Source organism: Enterobacter sp. J49, assembly GCF_002148625.1.
In the GTDB taxonomy this organism is placed as follows: Bacteria; Pseudomonadota; Gammaproteobacteria; order Enterobacterales; family Enterobacteriaceae; genus Enterobacter; species Enterobacter ludwigii.
Genome location: NZ_MWPY01000020.1, coordinates 235,345 through 251,647, shown reverse-complemented (window position 1 = coordinate 251,647; position 16,303 = coordinate 235,345). Strand labels below are relative to the sequence as shown.

The following is a 16,303-nucleotide window of genomic DNA, read 5'->3' as shown; positions in this document are numbered from 1 at the left end:
TAGGGCCGTCAGTCGCAGCAACAACCAGGATCGCGCCGTCCATCTGCGCAGCACCGGTGATCATGTTTTTAACATAGTCGGCGTGGCCTGGGCAGTCTACGTGTGCGTAGTGGCGAGTCGGGGTGTCGTACTCAACGTGAGAGGTGTTGATGGTGATACCACGAGCTTTTTCTTCTGGTGCGTTATCGATCTGGTCGAATGCACGAGCAGAACCACCGTAGGTTTTAGCCAGAACGGTAGTGATTGCAGCGGTCAGCGTTGTTTTACCATGGTCAACGTGGCCGATAGTACCGACGTTAACGTGCGGTTTTGTACGTTCAAACTTTTCTTTAGACATCGATTGTCCCTCTAAGACACGGATAAATCGGTGATATCACCACATCAACCAGGCGAAATGCCTGAATTGTTGAATACAGTAAAATTGAAACAGAGAGAAACGGGAAGGAGAAGTGAAGTGGTGCTGATACCCAGAGTCGAACTGGGGACCTCACCCTTACCAAGGGTGCGCTCTACCAACTGAGCCATATCAGCACGTATTGGAGCGGGCAGCGGGAATCGAACCCGCATCATCAGCTTGGAAGGCTGAGGTAATAGCCATTATACGATGCCCGCATCCTGAAACTCGGCTACCCAGTTCTTTCTGTAACAAAAAAAGAGATTTCTCTCTTTTTAGGTTCGAGCTGATTCAATTTTCAAACCAGCTCCGGCGGCTTAACGCTGCCAGAAAGTGGTGGTGGGGGAAGGATTCGAACCTTCGAAGTCTGTGACGGCAGATTTACAGTCTGCTCCCTTTGGCCGCTCGGGAACCCCACCGGACTTGATGGTGCCGACTACCGGAATCGAACTGGTGACCTACTGATTACAAGTCAGTTGCTCTACCTACTGAGCTAAGTCGGCATCAAGTAGCGCGCATTCTATGGAGACATGCGCAGTCATGCAACTAAAAAATTGCATAAAACGTTCTTTCGCTCACATTTTATTCGAAACCAGGGTTAACCGCTGTAAATTCATCCACTCAAGGTCAAAAATTCAACATCGGCGCCCGATTTACACCACATATACCGTATCGTGATGGCTCCCGCGTAAAGCATCGCTTCCCCATATTTTTTCTTATTATTCCTGTCATCTGGTGTTAACCTCCTGCCCATTGTCCAAAATTAACTATGTTGAGCCCGGACGCGCTGTGTTGTGCTGGCTCACTGAAGCATGCTTATGAGCAAAAAAGAGCAAACGTTAATGACACCTTATCTTCAGTTTAACCGTAGCCAGTGGGCTGCACTGCGTGACTCCGTCCCGATGACGCTGACGGAAGGCGAAATCGCACGGTTAAAGGGGATAAACGAAGATCTGTCGCTGGAAGAAGTGGCAGAAATCTATTTACCACTCTCGCGCTTGCTTAACTTCTATATCAGCTCCAACCTGCGCCGTCAGGCGGTGCTGGAGCAGTTCCTCGGGACGAACGGCCAACGCATTCCTTATATCATCAGCATTGCAGGCAGCGTGGCCGTCGGTAAAAGCACCACCGCACGTGTATTGCAGGCGTTACTGAGCCGCTGGCCAGAACACCGCAGCGTGGAGCTCATCACCACTGACGGTTTCCTGCACCCGAATGAGGTGTTAAAGGAACGCGGGCTTATGAAGAAGAAGGGCTTCCCGCTCTCTTATGATATGCACCGTCTGGTGAAATTTGTCTCTGACCTGAAATCGGGCGCGCCTAACGTCACTGCTCCGGTCTATTCGCACCTGATCTACGATCGCATCCCGGGTGGAGACAAAACGGTGGTTCAGCCGGATATCCTGATCCTCGAAGGGTTAAACGTCCTGCAAAGCGGGATGGATTATCCTCACGATCCCCATCATGTGTTTGTCTCTGACTTCGTCGATTTCTCTATTTATGTCGATGCGCCGGAAGACCTGCTGCAGAACTGGTATATCAACCGCTTCCTGAAGTTCCGTGAAGGCGCGTTCACCGATCCTGACTCCTATTTCCACCACTACGCCCAGCTTTCTGAAGAAGAAGCCATTAATGTGGCGAGAGGGCTGTGGAATGAGATCAACTACGTGAACCTGAAAGAGAACATCCTGCCCACCCGTGAGCGCGCCAGCCTGATCCTCACCAAGAGTGAGAAACACGCAGTTGACCAGATCCGTCTGCGCAAGTAATCACGCAGACATAAAAAAACCGGCTTAGCGCCGGTTTTTTTATTGATGGATTACGCCATCGGCTTTTCGCCATTCTCATCCTGATCGACCGCGAAGCAGGCAACCAGCTGACCGCCATAATCCTTAAGCTGTGGCTGTAACTGGGTGCACGGGCCAAAGCGGCGACTGCAGCGGGCGTTGAATGCACAGCCTGGAGGCGGATTCAGCGGGCTGGGCAATTCACCCGTCAGCTTGATACGCTCACGACGATCGTCAGGGTTCAGACGCGGGGTCGCAGACAGCAGCGCCTGGGTGTACGGGTGACGAGGATGAGTAAAGATCTGCTCTTTTGTCCCCTTCTCCACGCAGCGCCCCAGATACATCACCATCACTTCGTCGGCAATGTGCTCCACAACCGACAGGTCGTGCGAAATAAACACGTACGACAGCCCCATGTCCTGCTGCAGATCCATCATCAGGTTCAACACCTGCGCACGCACAGAAACGTCGAGGGCAGATACCGGCTCATCGGCGATGACCACGTCAGGGTCGAGCATCAAACCACGCGCAATCGCGATACGCTGGCGCTGGCCGCCAGAGAACATATGCGGATAACGATCGTAATGCTCGGTCTTCAGGCCCACTTTCGCCATCATCGCCAGCGCTTTTTCACGACGCTGCTCTTTGCTCAGATTGCTGTTAATCAGCAGGGGCTCTTCCAGAATCTGTCCCACTTTTTTACGCGGGTTCAACGATCCGTACGGATTCTGGAACACAATCTGGATTTTCTGACGGCGCAGTTTCTGCGCCTGCGGATCGTGCTTGAGCAGGTCCTGTCCCTGATAATAGAGCTCACCGCCAGTGGGGACTTCAATCATCGTCAGCAAACGACCCAACGTCGATTTGCCACAGCCTGACTCACCGACCACCGCCAGCGTTTTGCCGCGTTCAAGGGTAAAGGAGACGCCATCCAGCGCTTTCACCAGGCGTTCAGGCGCAAACAGCCCCTTCTTCACCGGATAGTATTTTTTCAGGTCGATAGCCTGCAACAGCGGTTGTTGCGTGGTGGCCTGTTGCGTACTCATAGTGTTGGCCTCCCGGCATCATCGAGTGGGTAGTGGCATTTCGACTGACGACCGTCAGCAAGCAGATTGAGCTCTGGCTCTTCTGCACGACATTTGTCTGTAGCATACGGACAACGCGGATTAAGCAGGCAGCCCTGCGGTCGGTCATATTTACCCGGTACGACGCCCGGAAGTGATGCCAGGCGTGCTTTGTCCTGGGCAAACTCCGGCAGCGCACGCAAAAGCGCCTGCGTATACGGGTGACGCGGCGCGCGGAAAATATCGTGCGAATGTCCAGTCTCGACCACCTGACCTGCGTACATCACGATAATTTTGTGCGCCGCTTCGGCCACCAGCGCCAGGTCATGCGTAATCAGCACCAGCGCCATGTTCTCTTTCTGCTGCAGTTCCAGCAGCAGCTCGATGATCTGCGCCTGGATAGTCACGTCCAGTGCCGTTGTCGGTTCATCCGCGATCAGCAGTTTTGGCCGACAGGCAATCGCCATGGCGATCATCACACGCTGGCTCATCCCACCGGAGAGCTGGTGCGGGTAAACGTCCAGACGCGATGCCGGGTCAGGGATACCGACCTGATTTAGCAGATCGATCGCACGCTGACGCCGGGTCTTCTTATTTCCGCCCTGGTGCACCTTGATGGCTTCCATAATTTGGAATCCCACGGTGTAACAAGGGTTCAGGCTGGTCATTGGGTCCTGGAAGATCATCGCCACTTCCGCACCAACCAGCTGGCGGCGCTGCTTTTCGGAGATACGCTGCAGGTCCTGACCGTTAAACTCCAGACTTTCGGCCATGACGCGGCCGGGATAATCAATCAGCCCCATGATGGCCAGTGAACTGACCGACTTACCGGAACCCGACTCACCCACAATGCCGACCACTTCGCCCTGATTTACGCTGTAGCTGATGCGGTCCACGGCGCGAAACGGAGTGCCTTCGTCTCCGAAGTGCACCGATAATTTATCTACATTTAATAACGCCATCTCGTGCCTCTTACTGCTTCAGTTTGGGATCAAGTGCATCACGCAGGCCATCACCCATCAGGTTAAATGCCAGCACCGTCAGCAGGATTGCCAGACCCGGGAAGGTCACAACCCACCAGGCGCTTTGGGCGAACTGCAACACATCGGAGAGCATGGTGCCCCACTCCGGTGTTGGCGGCTGCGCACCCATGCCCAGGAAGCCAAGAGCGGCCATATCAAGAATGGCGTTAGAGAAACCGAGCGACGCCTGAACAATCAGCGGCGCCAGGCAGTTCGGGAAGATGTTGACGAACATTTGACGCATCGCGCCAGCCCCCGCCACGCGGGAGGCCGTTACGTAGTCGCGGTTTACTTCCACCAGCACCGCCGCACGTGTGAGTCGCACATAGTGGGGAAGCGCCACGAAGGTTAATGCCAGCGCGGCGTTACTGATCGACGGACCAAAAATCGCCACCAGAACCAGCGCCAACAGCAAGCTGGGCAGCGCCAGCATGATATCGACGATACGCATGATGATGTTATCGATAATGCCGCCGAAGTAGCCGGCAACCAGACCGAGTACGATCCCCATAACCAGCGACAACACGACCACCAGGCAGCCGACCAGCAGCGACAGACGCGCACCGTACATCAGACGCGACAGCACATCGCGGCCCACGTCATCGGTACCCAGCAGGTGCGACAGGCTACCGCCATCCTGCCATGCTGGCGGTGCCAGCAACGCATCACGGAACTGATCCGCCGGGTTATACGGTGCAAGTACGTTGGCAAACACCGCAATCAGGATCATGACAGAGACATAAACCAGCCCCACCACCGCGCCTTTGTTGCGCTTGAAGTAGTGCCAGAATTCCTGCAGCGGCGTCATGGGAACCGGTGCAGTAACCACTTTATTTTCAGAAACGTGTGACATGATGGCCCCTTACTTCTTATGACGAATACGCGGGTTCACCACGCCGTAGAGCAAATCGACCAGCAGGTTGACGAGAATAATCATCGTCGCGACCAGCAATACCCCGCCCTGCACTACCGGATAATCACGGCGTTGCAGTGCGTCAATCAGCCAGCGTCCGAGGCCCGGCCAGGAGAAGATGGTTTCGGTCAGGATCGCCCCCGCCAGCAACGTCCCCACCTGCAGACCAATGACGGTCACCACCGGCAGCATGGCGTTACGCAGGGCGTGAACGATAATGACGCGCATACGCGTCAGACCTTTGGCGCGTGCGGTGCGAATGTAATCCTCACCCAACACTTCCAGCATTGAAGAACGGGTCATACGCACGATAACCGCCAGAGGAATGGTACCGAGCACCATCGCAGGCAGGATCATATGTGCCACCGCATCAATGAAGTTACCCTCTTCGCCCCAGATAGCCGTATCGATCAGCATAAAACCGGTCAGAGGATTCGTATCATCCAGGAAGACCATATCGCTGACGCGTCCGGAGACCGGCGTCAGGTTTAGCTGCACCGAGACCAGCATGATCAGCATCATGCCCCACCAGAAGATAGGCATGGAGTAACCCGTCAGCGCCAGGCCAACAGCCGTATGGTCGAAAATAGAGCCACGTTTCACGGCAGCCAGGACCCCAACAGGGATACCCACCGCAGTGGCGAAAATCATGGCGCAGACACCAAGCTCCAGTGTCGCTTTAAAACGCGGCACGAACTCGTCCCACACCGGAAGACGGCTTTTCAGCGAAATCCCTAAATCACCGTGCAACACGCCCCAGATATAGTTGAGGTATTGCTGCCACAGTGGTTTGTTCAGGCCAAGCTCAGCCAGCAGCTGTGCATGGCGTTCAGGTGAAATACCACGCTCGCCCGCCATAATCATTACCGGGTCGCCGGGGATCATATGGACGAAGGCAAAAGTGAGAAGGGTGATACCGATAAACGTGGGGATAACAAGTCCCAGACGTCGGAGGATGAACTGCAACATAACCCGGATTCTCTCTGATGACGTACAACCAGTTGGCGTGACGTCTGTATTGCTCACAAATGTAAATTCCCTCTCTCTTCAGGAGAGGATTAGGGTGAGGGAATGCATGCACGCCCTCACCCCTGCCCTCTCCGTGAAGGAGAGGGAGAACACCCTACTTATTATTCAACAGAGACGTTTTCGAAGTGGTGTTTGCCCAGTGGATCAACCACGTAGCCCTTCACTTCTTTACGCACTGGTTCGTACACGGTGGAGTGAGCCACAATCAGAGCCGGAGCCTGATCGTGCATCACAACCTGAGCCTGTTTGTACAGCTCGATACGTTTGTTGTGATCGTCGGTCGCACGCGCCGGCTGGATCAGGTCTTCAAACGGCTTATAGCACCAGCGAGAGTAGTTAGAACCGTCTTTCGCAGCAGCACAGCTGAACAGGGTAGCGAAGAAGTTGTCCGGATCCCCATTGTCACCGGTCCAGCCCATCATCACCGCCTGATGCTCACCCGCTTTGGCACGCTTCAGATACTCGCCCCACTCGTAGGTCACAATCTTGGCCTGAACGCCCACTTTAGCCCAGTCAGCCTGAACCATTTCAGCCATACGGCGTGCGTTCGGGTTATACGGACGCTGTACTGGCATCGCCCACAGCTCAACGGTAAAGCCTTTCTCCTGGCCTGCTTCTTTCAGCAGCGCTTTCGCTTTCTCAGGATCGTAGGTGTAGTCTTTAACGTCGTCGTTATAGCCCCACATGGTTGGTGGGATCAGGTTCTTGGCGGCAACACCCGCGCCCTGATAGACCGCTTTAATGATCGCTTCTTTATTCACCGCATAGGTCAGCGCCTGACGGACTTTCACGTCATCAAACGGTTTCTTCTCGGTGTTGAAGGAGAGGTAACCCACGTTCAGACCAGCCTGCTCCAGCAGGTTGATGTTTTTATCCTGCTTCATGCGCGCGATGTCAGCCGGGTTCGGGTATGGCATGACCTGGCATTCATTTTTCTGCAGTTTTGCGTAACGCACAGAAGCATCAGGCGTGATGGAGAAGACCAGACGGTCGATCTGCGGCTTGGTGCCCCAGAAGCCCGGGAAGGCTTTATACAAAATACGGGAATCTTTCTGGTACTGCAGAAGCTGGAACGGACCGGTACCGATTGGGTTCAGGTCCACTTTCTCCGGGGTGCCGGCTTTCAGCATGTTGTCCGCGTACTCTTTAGACAGAATAGAGGCGAAGTCCATAGCCAGGTCAGCCAGGAATGGTGCTTCCGGACGCGTCAGCACGAACTGAACGGTTTTATCGTCCACTTTTTTCACTTCAGCGATCAGGTCCTGCAGGCCCATGCCTTCGAAGTATTCATAGCTGCCGCCAGACACTTTGTGATACGGGTTCTGAGCGTTTTTCTGACGGTCGAAGGAGAACACAACGTCATCGGCGTTAAAATCGCGCGTTGGTTTGAATTCTTTATTGTCCTGCCACTTCACACCCTGGCGCAGGTGGAAGGTATAGGTCTTACCGTCTTCGCTGACGTCCCACTTCTCCGCCAGACCTGGGATCACTTCCGTGGTACCGGTTTTGAATTCAACCAGACGGTTATAGATAGGCACAGAGCTTGCGTCGTAAGTCGTACCAGAGGTAAAGAGCTGTGGGTTAAAGCCTTCCGGCGAGCCTTCAGAACAGTAAACCAGGGTTTTTGCCTGTACGCTTGCTGCCACGGTCATAGCCACCAGGCTCAGACCAAGCTTCAGCATCCCTGACTTCTTCAAGGAAATACTCATTATTCTGCTCCAATGTGATGTTTTGCTTTGTTGTGTTACGCCGCCAGACCTTTATTTATTTTTTACCCGGTCCGGTCGGTGATGCCCGAAGGCGTTTAAGGGATGGAGAATCCTTTCAGAAGAGCGTTTGAGTTGCAGCGCAGATCGTCCCTGAAATGCCCCTCATGCCCTACAATCTGTCAACAGAATGTGAAAACGTCAATACAGGTGACGGGGATTTACGCTGAGTGTGAGAAACCGCAAACAAAGATTAAAAAAACTATGTATGCCAGTTTTCAGCAGGGAAATTTATGCTACTCGCTATGTTGCAGCACAATTATCTTCATATTTCGCAACAATCAGTGATTAACTTTTATTCAGATCGGGTAAATTTTCTTGCAGAACGGTGATTATCTGAGCACTAAATACCGCGAACGTTAAAACGCACAGCGAAAAATGCTGAGGTTATCCATAAGCAACGCGAAAAAAGATCAATCTATATATAAAAAAATACAATGGATTATGTCACAAAATCGTTAACAGACAGGAAGAAGGCGGGATAAGGGGCGTTTTGGTGAATCAGGATGAGTAAGCTGCTAATGCAAAAAGGGCTAACCTTGCGGTTAGCCCTTCTTTAAATGTGGTCGGCGAGAGAGGATTCGAACCTCCGACCCACTGGTCCCAAACCAGTTGCGCTACCAAGCTGCGCTACTCGCCGAATGCGGAGCGCATCTTACTGCTGAGGTGCGCCCCCGTCAATCCCTTAAATTAAAAAAGCCCTTCAACTGGCGATATTCTCGCCAGACGCGTTACTGCGCGGCTTTCGCCTTGCTATCAGGGAGTTTGCACCAGTTGTTATTTTCGTTGATACCGCCGTCAGGAGAGGTATAACCCAGGCAACCCAAAATGGTGTCGTACAGCTCAACATGACGACGCGGCACCTTCATGTCTGCCTCTTTTTTCAGGTGGGCAAACATCTTCGCTTTCTCCGGGTCTTCGAGGTACTTGTCCGACATCCACATGATCATCGGTACACGGAATTGCTCAGGCGGTGCCAGCTTGCGCGGCGTACCGTGCAAATGCTCTTTCTCGTTGATTGACTCTCCGTGGTCAGCAGCATAAATAACAATCGCTTTCTTATCACGAAGCTGGTCAATCACCCGGCTCAGGAACGTATCCACATACAGAACCGAGTTATCATAGGCATTGATCAGTTCCTGCTTGCTGCAGTCTTTATTGATACCTACACACTCCGGCTGCCACTTCGCAAAATCACGCGTGTAACGCTGGTAATAGCTGTAATGGGAGCCTTTAGTATGCAGGATAACCAGATGTTTACCCTGCGGATGGCTCTTCAGGGACTGTGACATCTCCTCAAGGAGCAACATGTCATCCACGTTCTTGCCGCGGTTACGTGGTTCGGCGCCAATCTGCTCGCGATACGAGATGTTGTCCGCCAGCGTGTTGGTGTAGAACCACATCTCACTTTGCATCGCGAATAAATCGGAGCTGAAACCGAGCTGCTTCAGTACCGCAAATACGTTCTGCTCTTTCAGGGTACGCTGTGGGTTATCACTGGCACCGCCTTCACGAACAAACATACAACGCAGCGAGAGCTTGGTTGCGGTATCGCAAGAATACCCCCGGTAAGCCACCAGGTTCTTTTCCTGCGCCAGTTTTGGCGTGGTATCCCGGTCATAACCGAGGATGCCCATATGATCCCAGCGCGTCGTTTCACCAATAACAAAGACAACATAGGTATCATCGAGTTGGTTACCCGGCGCTTCGTAACTGAATTTTTTCATTGGGTTGATGAGCGATTTCACATCACTTGATTCATCCGCCTGCGCCCAGGCATAAAGACCCAGCGCTGAAATCCAGTTGGAGGGCAGGTAGGAGTTTGCTACCACGCCGCCATAGCTTGGCATATCCACGCCCGTTGCTTTTTCGATTCGTTTTTGCTGTTTTTCCATCAAGCGGATGGGTGCCCATACCAGCAAGGCCGCCAGCACAACGACGGCGATATTCCTGATTCGCTGCCCACGGGTGCGAAGCTGGCGCAGCAACGTATAGCGGCAGGTATTACTCCAGATAAAGAAGAGCGGGATCAGGCAGGTTAATACCGTCCAGACGATAAACCCTTTTCCAACCACCTCTTTCGAGAGGTCGATATCCGTTGTCATTACCGACGCGACGATGCCGTAGCCAATAACGACATTCATAAAGGTCATGTAATAACTGGCAGCGGCGGAAATAATTACCACCAGTGAGGCCAAAATTTGCCAGGTGCGTCGGCCGAAGAGTGAGAGCAGGCGTAACAGGAAGAATGTGGCGAGAACGGAACCGAACACTTCAATTGCGGCAAAAATTCCATTTCTTACGGTGAGATGTTCTAAATAACCTTCCACTCTTCTGAACAACACCGCGCCATTCAGAAATAAACCGATATAGACAGCCAGCATCAGACACAATCTTTGCTGGGTAAGAGACCTAATGTATTTCATGCAAACAACCCTGGGGAAAGGGGTATAGAGACCCGCTTAATCTCGATGAGAAAGCAGACAGAGTAAGTAAGTGCGTAAGAAACCGTTATCAGAAACGTCTACAAGCGCGTTAAGTAGACCACAGCGGGAGAGAAAAGTGGCAGCAGAGAATGTGATCGGTGCATTTTTTTACAAAATAACACGACCAGGCATACTTTGGACGACCATAAAAAAGAGGCCGTAAAGGCCTCTTAGCGATAAATCAGGCATGCACTTCGTTAAAGACTTCACGCTGCGGCTGGCGAATAGTGGTCGACAAGGCCAGCGAGATTATCAGCAAAGCAAATATCACGCAGAAGGTCACATAGAACCCACCGAACAGCGAGGCGATTAACGAGCCGCAGATACTGCCGATGCCAAAGCCCAGATAGATAACGCCGTAGTTTTTCGCCAGATTGTTCAGGCCGAAGAACTCACTGACCAGCGACGGGAAGACGGTAATCGTGCCGCCGAAATTAAAGGCCACACAGGCAATTGCGGCGAAGAACGTGGCTTCGTTCAGTGGGGCAAACAACAGCGCCGCCATCCCCACCAGCGAGACAACCTGCCCGATGGTAATCACGCGGATACGGGCAATTTTGTCAGACAGAATCCCGAGCACCAGACGGCCAGAGAGGTTGGCAATGGAGATGACGGTGACCGCATTCGCCGCTGTTGCCGCATCCAGTTTCACCATTCCCTGAGCAATATCTTTCGCCACCCCAATCACATACAGACCGCTCATGCAGGCTGTCAGAAACATGACCGCCAGCATCCAGTACTGTGGTTGACGCATAGACTGCGCGAGGGTGAAATCATTCTCCACCACACCGTTAACGGTTTTCACTTCCTGCTGCGGCGCATCTTTCATCAGCGTGGCGCCGAACAGGATCATGACCAGAACGATAGCGCCCCAGATCATGAACGTTTTTTCGAGCCCCACGGAAGCAAGCAGGTGGGAATCAATAAATTTAAAACCGAGGCTCCCCAGGCCATAGGACCCGATGGCAAACGCAGAGATTAAACCTTTACGTTCCGGGAACCACTTGACACAGTTTGACAGAGTCAGCAGATAACCTGCACCGTCGGCAAGTCCCACCAGCACCCCGGCGCTCAGCCACAGCATCATCAGGCTGCTGGAATGCGCCGTCAGGAAAAAGCCCACGCCCAGCAGGATACCGGATGCCATCGTCACCCGCTTCACGCCGAATCGCTCCTGCAATTTTCCCGCGACGGAAGATGAAAGTGCCAGCCCGAGGCTCAGCAAGCCGAAGGAGAACGCCACCTGGCTGACCGGTGCACCAAGCTTATCGGAAAGTGCACTGTTAAACAGGCTCCAGGTATAGACCGACCCCAGCGCAAACTGGGTCACGATGGTGCCAAAAAGCGTTAGCCAGCGCGTACGGTTGTAAGTTGATGTGTTCATGGCAGTTGTCCTGCAAGAGAAAGTAAGGGAATTCGCTGAGGACAACGATAAACAAAACCTTAATATGCCTGGGGTAAAACGGCATGAAATGCAGGAGGAATGGAATGAAATGCCATAAATCGGGAATGAATGACCTTGCCGGGGAATGAAGCGACAGCGTGTTAGTGACTGCTATCGCTACAACCCCCACGGCTATTGTATTGAGGATGTTATCGGCACGTTTAAAAAAGTAACAACCTTAAAAATTAGCGCTCACGCCAAGGGTGTACATAAACTCCTCACCCGTGGTGGTGTATTCCCCTTGTGCTAACGACGCATAGGCCGCCATATGCGTGTTAAACGGAATATCCGTTCCGACGGTTACATCCATCCAGTTGCCGCTTTGTGCCGGTGCCGGCGTCTGTGGCATCCCAAACTGGGATTTCCACTGGTTTTCACCAAACTGCTGGTTATAGCTTATCTGCGCCCACGGGCGAAGCTCGCCGTACTGTGTATCCACGCGCCAGCCGAGCGTGCTGACGCTGGCATGCCAGAGTGGGTCGGTAAGCCCCTGCGTCGTCGCGCTGTCACCAAATTCGTTGATCATCATCGGTGCCGTGCCGTCATAACGCCACGCCATCACCGGACCGGTCGTGATACGCCCTGACACCGGAATGTTCCAGCCCACGCTCATGGCCCCTGCCAGCGTGGAACCCGATGGTAAACTCAGCGCAAGTCCGGGGGCATTTTGTGAGGACTGAATCCGCTCGGCGAGAATATCCTCATAACGCGGTTGGTGATCCGCATCCCATGTATAGCGTTCCGCCGTATTACTTTGGGCGTCTGAAACGATATATTCCTGTTGCCAGGCAAATGCTGTATTACAAAAAAACAGACAGGCTGAAATCCCCGCCAGGCCAGAAACAGCATGGCGACCACTGATTTTTTTTATCATCATCAAAGCGACTCCAGAGAGAGCCGAATTCGGCGATATTTGTCATTGTTTAGGAAGAGTTTTGCGGGCATATGGCCCTGTATTAACTATTGTCTTTATAGTAGACACGTCAAGCCTGACAGAATGAAAATTTTGCGATAACCGTTTCATTAAGGGAGATAACCGATGCAGCGTTGCGGTTGGGTAAGCCAGGATCAGCTTTATATCGACTATCACGATCGGGAATGGGGCGTACCGGAGACAGAAGGGAAAAAGCTTTTTGAGATGATCTGCCTGGAAGGTCAACAGGCGGGCTTGTCATGGATTACGGTGCTTAAGAAACGGGAAAACTACCGTAATGCCTTCCATCAGTTCGATCCGGTCGCCGTCGCTGCCATGACCGAGGACGATGTGGAACGGCTGGTCCAGGATGCAGGCATCATCCGCCATCGCGGTAAGATCCAGGCCATCATTGGTAACGCGCGCGCTTATCTGGCGATGGAGCAAAACGGAGAACCGTTCTCAGAATTTGTCTGGACGTTTGTGAACAACACGCCGCAAATTACCCAGGCCGCCACGCTCGCGGAAATCCCGGCCTCCACCCCGGCGTCGGATGCGCTCTCTAAAGCGCTAAAAAAACGCGGCTTTAAATTTGTCGGCTCCACCATCTGTTACGCCTTTATGCAGGCCTGTGGCCTGGTCAACGACCACGTTACCGGCTGCGTCTGTCATCCAGGGAGGCACCATGATCCGCAAATGGGAAAGTGATAATGCCGGGCCACTCCTGAGTCTGTGGCTTGAAAGCACCACGGAGGCGCACCCGTTTATCAGCGCAAGCTACTGGAAAGAGAACGAAGGTATGGTGCGGGATGTTTACCTGCCCGCCGCCGAAACCTGGGTATGGGAAGAGGATGGAATGCCGCGCGGCTTTATCAGCGTCATGCAGTCCCAGTTTGTGGGCGCGCTGTTTGTTTCAACTGACTTTATTGGTCGGGGGATTGGGCGTGCGCTGCTGCACCATGTTCAACAGCGCTTCCCGTATTTAAGCCTGGAGGTCTACCAGAAAAATGTCCGGGCGGTGAATTTCTATCATGCACAGGGTTTTCGCATTGAAGACAGCGCCTGGCAGGATGACACTCAGCACCCAACGTGGATCATGAGCTGGCAGGCGGATCAAACGCCGTGAGCGTAAGCTCGGGTCCCTGATATTTCTCGACCCAGGCCAGCGCCGTGTTCCCCGCGCAGCCATTCCCCAGCTTCGAGCTGGGGAGATCTTTGGTCAGAACGTTTACTGCACCGTTTTTACAAATACCGCCTTCGCTCGGCTCCAGGTCTGGCCATGCCCCCTGGTGAATGCAGATAACGCCAGGTTTAATCCCGTCGCTCACTACCGCCCCTGCCAGCACCTGGCCACGCTGATTCCAGACGCGAACCACGTCACCGTCAACGATCCCACGCGCGCGCGCATCTGCGCTGTTCAGGGTCACGGGCTCTCGCCCGGCAACCGCATACCGCTCGCGCAGTGATGAATAGTTAAGCTGGCTGTGCAGGCGATGGGCAGGATGGGCCGATAACACCTGCAGCTGTTCCGGCTGGGCATTACCGTGCCACTCGTCCGGCTCAAGCCACGTTGGATGCGCCGGACAGTCGGCATACTTAAATTGGGCGATACGCTCGCTGTAGATCACAATCTTCCCGCTCTCGGTTTTCAGCGGATGGTTCTCCGGGTCGCGGCGGAAATCGGCGAAGCGAACAAACTGCGCATTCTGTTCGCTCTCCGGCATCTCAATAATCTGGTTCGCTTCCCAGAACTGCGCAAATGGCGGCAGCGTCACGCCCTGCGGGGCCCCGCGCTGACCGGCAATCTGGTAGAACGTCTCCAGCCACTGCAAATCCGTTTTGCCCTCGGTAAAACGCTCGCGCCCCCCCGTTTCCCACAACTCGCTCAGCTCAGCAAACACCTCAAAATCATCACGCGCCTCATCACGCGGTGCCACGACGCGCTTCATCGGTACCATATGCTGATTGCTGTAGTCACCGGTCATGGTGAGGTCGTTACGCTCAAACGAGGTGGTCGCCGGCAGCACAATATCGGCATGTTTGGCTGAGGCGGTCCAGAAGCATTCTGAGATAACCACCAGTTCTGGCTTCTGCCAGGCGCGGATCAGGCGATTCGTGTCCTGGTGATGAGTAAAGTTCGCGCCGCCGGCCCACCAGACAAACCGGATATCCGGGAAGTGGCGATCCAGACCGTTATGCTGATAAAACCCGCCCGGGTTTTCCAGGGCTTCAACAATGCGCGCCACCGGGATTTTATCCACGGCATCCACACCGCCCTGAACCGAGCCCTGCAGAGAAGCCAGCACTGCCGCTTTGCGGGTCGGGTTGCCGCCATTGGCGAAGTGATAAGAGAGACCAAACCCACCGCCCGGCGTACCAATCTGCCCAAGCATCGCGGCCAGCGTCACGAGCATCCAGTGTTTCTGCTCACCGAACTGCTGGCGCTGCATCCCCCATCCGGACATTAACATCGTGGTGTTTTGGTGGAATAACGCCGCCAGTTCACGCAGTTTGGCCGCAGGAACCCCACAAATCTCTGCCGCCCACTCTGCCGTTTTGGCCATACCGTCTGTATTGCCCGTCAGATAGTCGGCGAAGTTGTCAAAACCGGTGGTACAGCGTGCGAGGAACCCGGTATCGTGCCAGCCGTTCTCCACCAGCGTATGGGCAATGCCCAGCATCATCGCCACGTCGGTGCCCATATGCGGGGCAATCCACTCGGCGCTGTCGCCGAAGAAGTCCATGGTTTCAGAGCGCATCGGGTCAATGCAGATAATGCGCTTGCCGCTTTTACGCAGCGCATCGAAATACGGGATCCCCTGCTCGTCACTGGCATTCCACGCGATTTTCAGGGTGTTGAGCGGGTTGGCGCTCCACAGCACCACCACATCGGTGTGCTCCAGCACCAGCGGCCAGCTGGTCTGCTGCTGATACACTTCGTTACCGCCCACCACGTAGGGCATGATCGCCTGCGCTGCGCCGGTGGAGTAATCCCCAAGATGCCCGGTATACCCCCCGGCCAGACTCATATAGCGCTGAAGTAACGTTGAAGCCTTATGCAGCACGCCGTTTGACCGCCAGCCGTAAGATCCGGCAAAAATGGACGACGGGCCATACGTGTCGCGGATACGTTTGTGCTGCGCATGGATCAGCGCCAGCGCGTCATCCCAGCTCACCCGGACAAACTCATCCTGACCACGAATACCCTGCGGCTTGTCTGGCGAAGCCAGAAATCCTTTACGCACCATCGGCCAGCGCACGCGCGTTTTGCTGTGCACCTGATCGCGAACGACGGTCTGTAAAGAGTTGGGATGTTGCGTTGGCAATGCCCCGCGAGACGACAGAACATTTTCGCCATCGGTTTCGACCAGCATCGGCCCCCAGTGGGCGGCGGTCAGAATCGTTTTTGTTGAGGTGCTCAAGCGTGCGCTCCTGGTTGCGTGCAGGTTTTACGGCCTTCTTAGTGAGGCAGTTTATGGTTTGTC

Annotated in this window: 13 protein-coding genes and 5 tRNA genes; 3 read left to right on the top strand and 15 right to left on the bottom strand. The window is 54.0% G+C overall.

Going from position 1 to position 16,303, the window contains the following annotated elements; translation table 11 throughout:
* The 5 genes from BJP35_RS04440 to BJP35_RS04420 form a co-directional block, all read right to left on the bottom strand.
* Positions 1-337 (bottom strand): GTP-binding protein (locus tag BJP35_RS04440; protein ID WP_019725119.1); only part of this gene is annotated, 337 nt, incomplete at its 3' end.
* Positions 338-455: 118 nt separating this feature from the next.
* Positions 456-531, bottom strand: a tRNA-Thr gene (locus BJP35_RS04435).
* Positions 532-537: 6 nt separating this feature from the next.
* Positions 538-612 (bottom strand) — tRNA-Gly (locus BJP35_RS04430).
* A gap of 116 nt (positions 613-728) precedes the next feature.
* Positions 729-813 (bottom strand) — tRNA-Tyr (locus BJP35_RS04425).
* Positions 814-821: 8 nt separating this feature from the next.
* Positions 822-897 (bottom strand) — tRNA-Thr (locus BJP35_RS04420).
* 315 nt (positions 898-1,212) lie between these two features.
* On the opposite strand from BJP35_RS04420, the gene coaA reads away from it, so the two are divergent.
* Positions 1,213-2,163 (top strand): type I pantothenate kinase, encoded by a 951-nt coding sequence (coaA, locus tag BJP35_RS04415; RefSeq protein ID WP_025206418.1) that lies wholly within the window; start codon positions 1,213-1,215, stop codon positions 2,161-2,163.
* Between the two features lie 50 nt (positions 2,164-2,213).
* On the opposite strand, the gene dppF is transcribed toward coaA, so the two are convergent.
* The 9 genes from dppF to BJP35_RS04365 all read right to left on the bottom strand — a co-directional run bounded on the left by dppF (position 2,214) and on the right by BJP35_RS04365 (position 12,782).
* Positions 2,214-3,227 carry a dipeptide ABC transporter ATP-binding subunit DppF gene (dppF, locus tag BJP35_RS04410; RefSeq protein WP_032679976.1) on the bottom strand — a complete coding sequence of 338 codons (1,014 nt, stop codon included), beginning with the start codon at positions 3,225-3,227 and terminating at the stop codon, positions 2,214-2,216.
* Positions 3,224-4,207, bottom strand: coding sequence for a dipeptide ABC transporter ATP-binding protein (dppD, locus tag BJP35_RS04405; RefSeq protein ID WP_014168148.1), 984 nt, complete (start codon positions 4,205-4,207; stop codon positions 3,224-3,226). The genes dppF and dppD overlap by 4 nt, the downstream gene beginning before the upstream one ends.
* A 10-nt stretch (positions 4,208-4,217) precedes the next feature.
* Entirely contained in the window at positions 4,218-5,120 is a 903-nt protein-coding gene (dppC, locus tag BJP35_RS04400) for a dipeptide ABC transporter permease DppC (RefSeq protein WP_014168147.1), read from the bottom strand.
* Positions 5,121-5,129: 9 nt separating this feature from the next.
* Positions 5,130-6,149 (bottom strand): dipeptide ABC transporter permease DppB, encoded by a 1,020-nt coding sequence (gene dppB / locus BJP35_RS04395; RefSeq protein WP_020882632.1) that lies wholly within the window; start codon positions 6,147-6,149, stop codon positions 5,130-5,132.
* Positions 6,150-6,310: 161 nt separating this feature from the next.
* Complete coding sequence (gene dppA / locus BJP35_RS04390; RefSeq protein WP_014168145.1) at positions 6,311-7,918, bottom strand: dipeptide ABC transporter periplasmic-binding protein DppA; 1,608 nt, start codon at positions 7,916-7,918, stop codon at positions 6,311-6,313.
* A gap of 620 nt (positions 7,919-8,538) precedes the next feature.
* A tRNA-Pro gene (locus BJP35_RS04380) sits at positions 8,539-8,615 on the bottom strand.
* Between the two features lie 91 nt (positions 8,616-8,706).
* Positions 8,707-10,401, bottom strand: a complete 1,695-nt coding sequence (eptB, locus tag BJP35_RS04375; protein WP_020882633.1) for a kdo(2)-lipid A phosphoethanolamine 7''-transferase — start codon at positions 10,399-10,401, stop codon at positions 8,707-8,709.
* Between the two features lie 241 nt (positions 10,402-10,642).
* On the bottom strand, positions 10,643-11,845 hold the full coding sequence (locus BJP35_RS04370) for an MFS transporter (protein WP_047742824.1): 1,203 nt from the start codon (positions 11,843-11,845) through the stop codon (positions 10,643-10,645).
* 238 nt (positions 11,846-12,083) lie between these two features.
* Positions 12,084-12,782, bottom strand: coding sequence for an autotransporter domain-containing protein (locus BJP35_RS04365; protein ID WP_047742823.1), 699 nt, complete (start codon positions 12,780-12,782; stop codon positions 12,084-12,086).
* Positions 12,783-12,944: 162 nt separating this feature from the next.
* Between BJP35_RS04365 and tag the strand changes: the two genes are divergently transcribed.
* Together tag and BJP35_RS04355 are read left to right on the top strand one after the other, a co-directional pair.
* Positions 12,945-13,526: a DNA-3-methyladenine glycosylase I gene (gene tag, locus BJP35_RS04360; RefSeq protein ID WP_014168140.1), complete on the top strand. Its 582-nt coding sequence runs from the start codon at positions 12,945-12,947 to the stop codon at positions 13,524-13,526.
* Entirely contained in the window at positions 13,504-13,944 is a 441-nt protein-coding gene (locus BJP35_RS04355; RefSeq protein ID WP_047742822.1) for an N-acetyltransferase, read from the top strand. The genes tag and BJP35_RS04355 overlap by 23 nt, the downstream gene beginning before the upstream one ends.
* On the opposite strand, the gene BJP35_RS04350 is transcribed toward BJP35_RS04355, so the two are convergent.
* Positions 13,913-16,192, bottom strand: coding sequence for a molybdopterin guanine dinucleotide-containing S/N-oxide reductase (locus BJP35_RS04350; protein WP_047742831.1), 2,280 nt, complete (start codon positions 16,190-16,192; stop codon positions 13,913-13,915). The two genes, BJP35_RS04355 and BJP35_RS04350, sit on opposite strands and share 32 nt — an antisense overlap.
* Between the last annotated feature and the right edge of the window lie 111 nt (positions 16,193-16,303).

What these genes read in the sequence shown, in the direction of transcription:
- coaA (WP_025206418.1), top strand. Translation starts at nt 1,213, where the DNA reads ATGAGCAAAAAAGAGCAAACGTTAATGACACCTTATCTTCAGTTTAAC.
- dppF (WP_032679976.1), bottom strand. Translation starts at nt 3,227, where the DNA reads ATGAGTACGCAACAGGCCACCACGCAACAACCGCTGTTGCAGGCTATC.
- dppD (WP_014168148.1), bottom strand. Translation starts at nt 4,207, where the DNA reads ATGGCGTTATTAAATGTAGATAAATTATCGGTGCACTTCGGAGACGAA.
- dppC (WP_014168147.1), bottom strand. Translation starts at nt 5,120, where the DNA reads ATGTCACACGTTTCTGAAAATAAAGTGGTTACTGCACCGGTTCCCATG.
- dppB (WP_020882632.1), bottom strand. Translation starts at nt 6,149, where the DNA reads ATGTTGCAGTTCATCCTCCGACGTCTGGGACTTGTTATCCCCACGTTT.
- dppA (WP_014168145.1), bottom strand. Translation starts at nt 7,918, where the DNA reads ATGAGTATTTCCTTGAAGAAGTCAGGGATGCTGAAGCTTGGTCTGAGC.
- eptB (WP_020882633.1), bottom strand. Translation starts at nt 10,401, where the DNA reads ATGAAATACATTAGGTCTCTTACCCAGCAAAGATTGTGTCTGATGCTG.
- BJP35_RS04370 (WP_047742824.1), bottom strand. Translation starts at nt 11,845, where the DNA reads ATGAACACATCAACTTACAACCGTACGCGCTGGCTAACGCTTTTTGGC.
- BJP35_RS04365 (WP_047742823.1), bottom strand. Translation starts at nt 12,782, where the DNA reads ATGATGATAAAAAAAATCAGTGGTCGCCATGCTGTTTCTGGCCTGGCG.
- tag (WP_014168140.1), top strand. Translation starts at nt 12,945, where the DNA reads ATGCAGCGTTGCGGTTGGGTAAGCCAGGATCAGCTTTATATCGACTAT.
- BJP35_RS04355 (WP_047742822.1), top strand. Translation starts at nt 13,504, where the DNA reads ATGATCCGCAAATGGGAAAGTGATAATGCCGGGCCACTCCTGAGTCTG.
- BJP35_RS04350 (WP_047742831.1), bottom strand. Translation starts at nt 16,192, where the DNA reads ATGCTGGTCGAAACCGATGGCGAAAATGTTCTGTCGTCTCGCGGGGCA.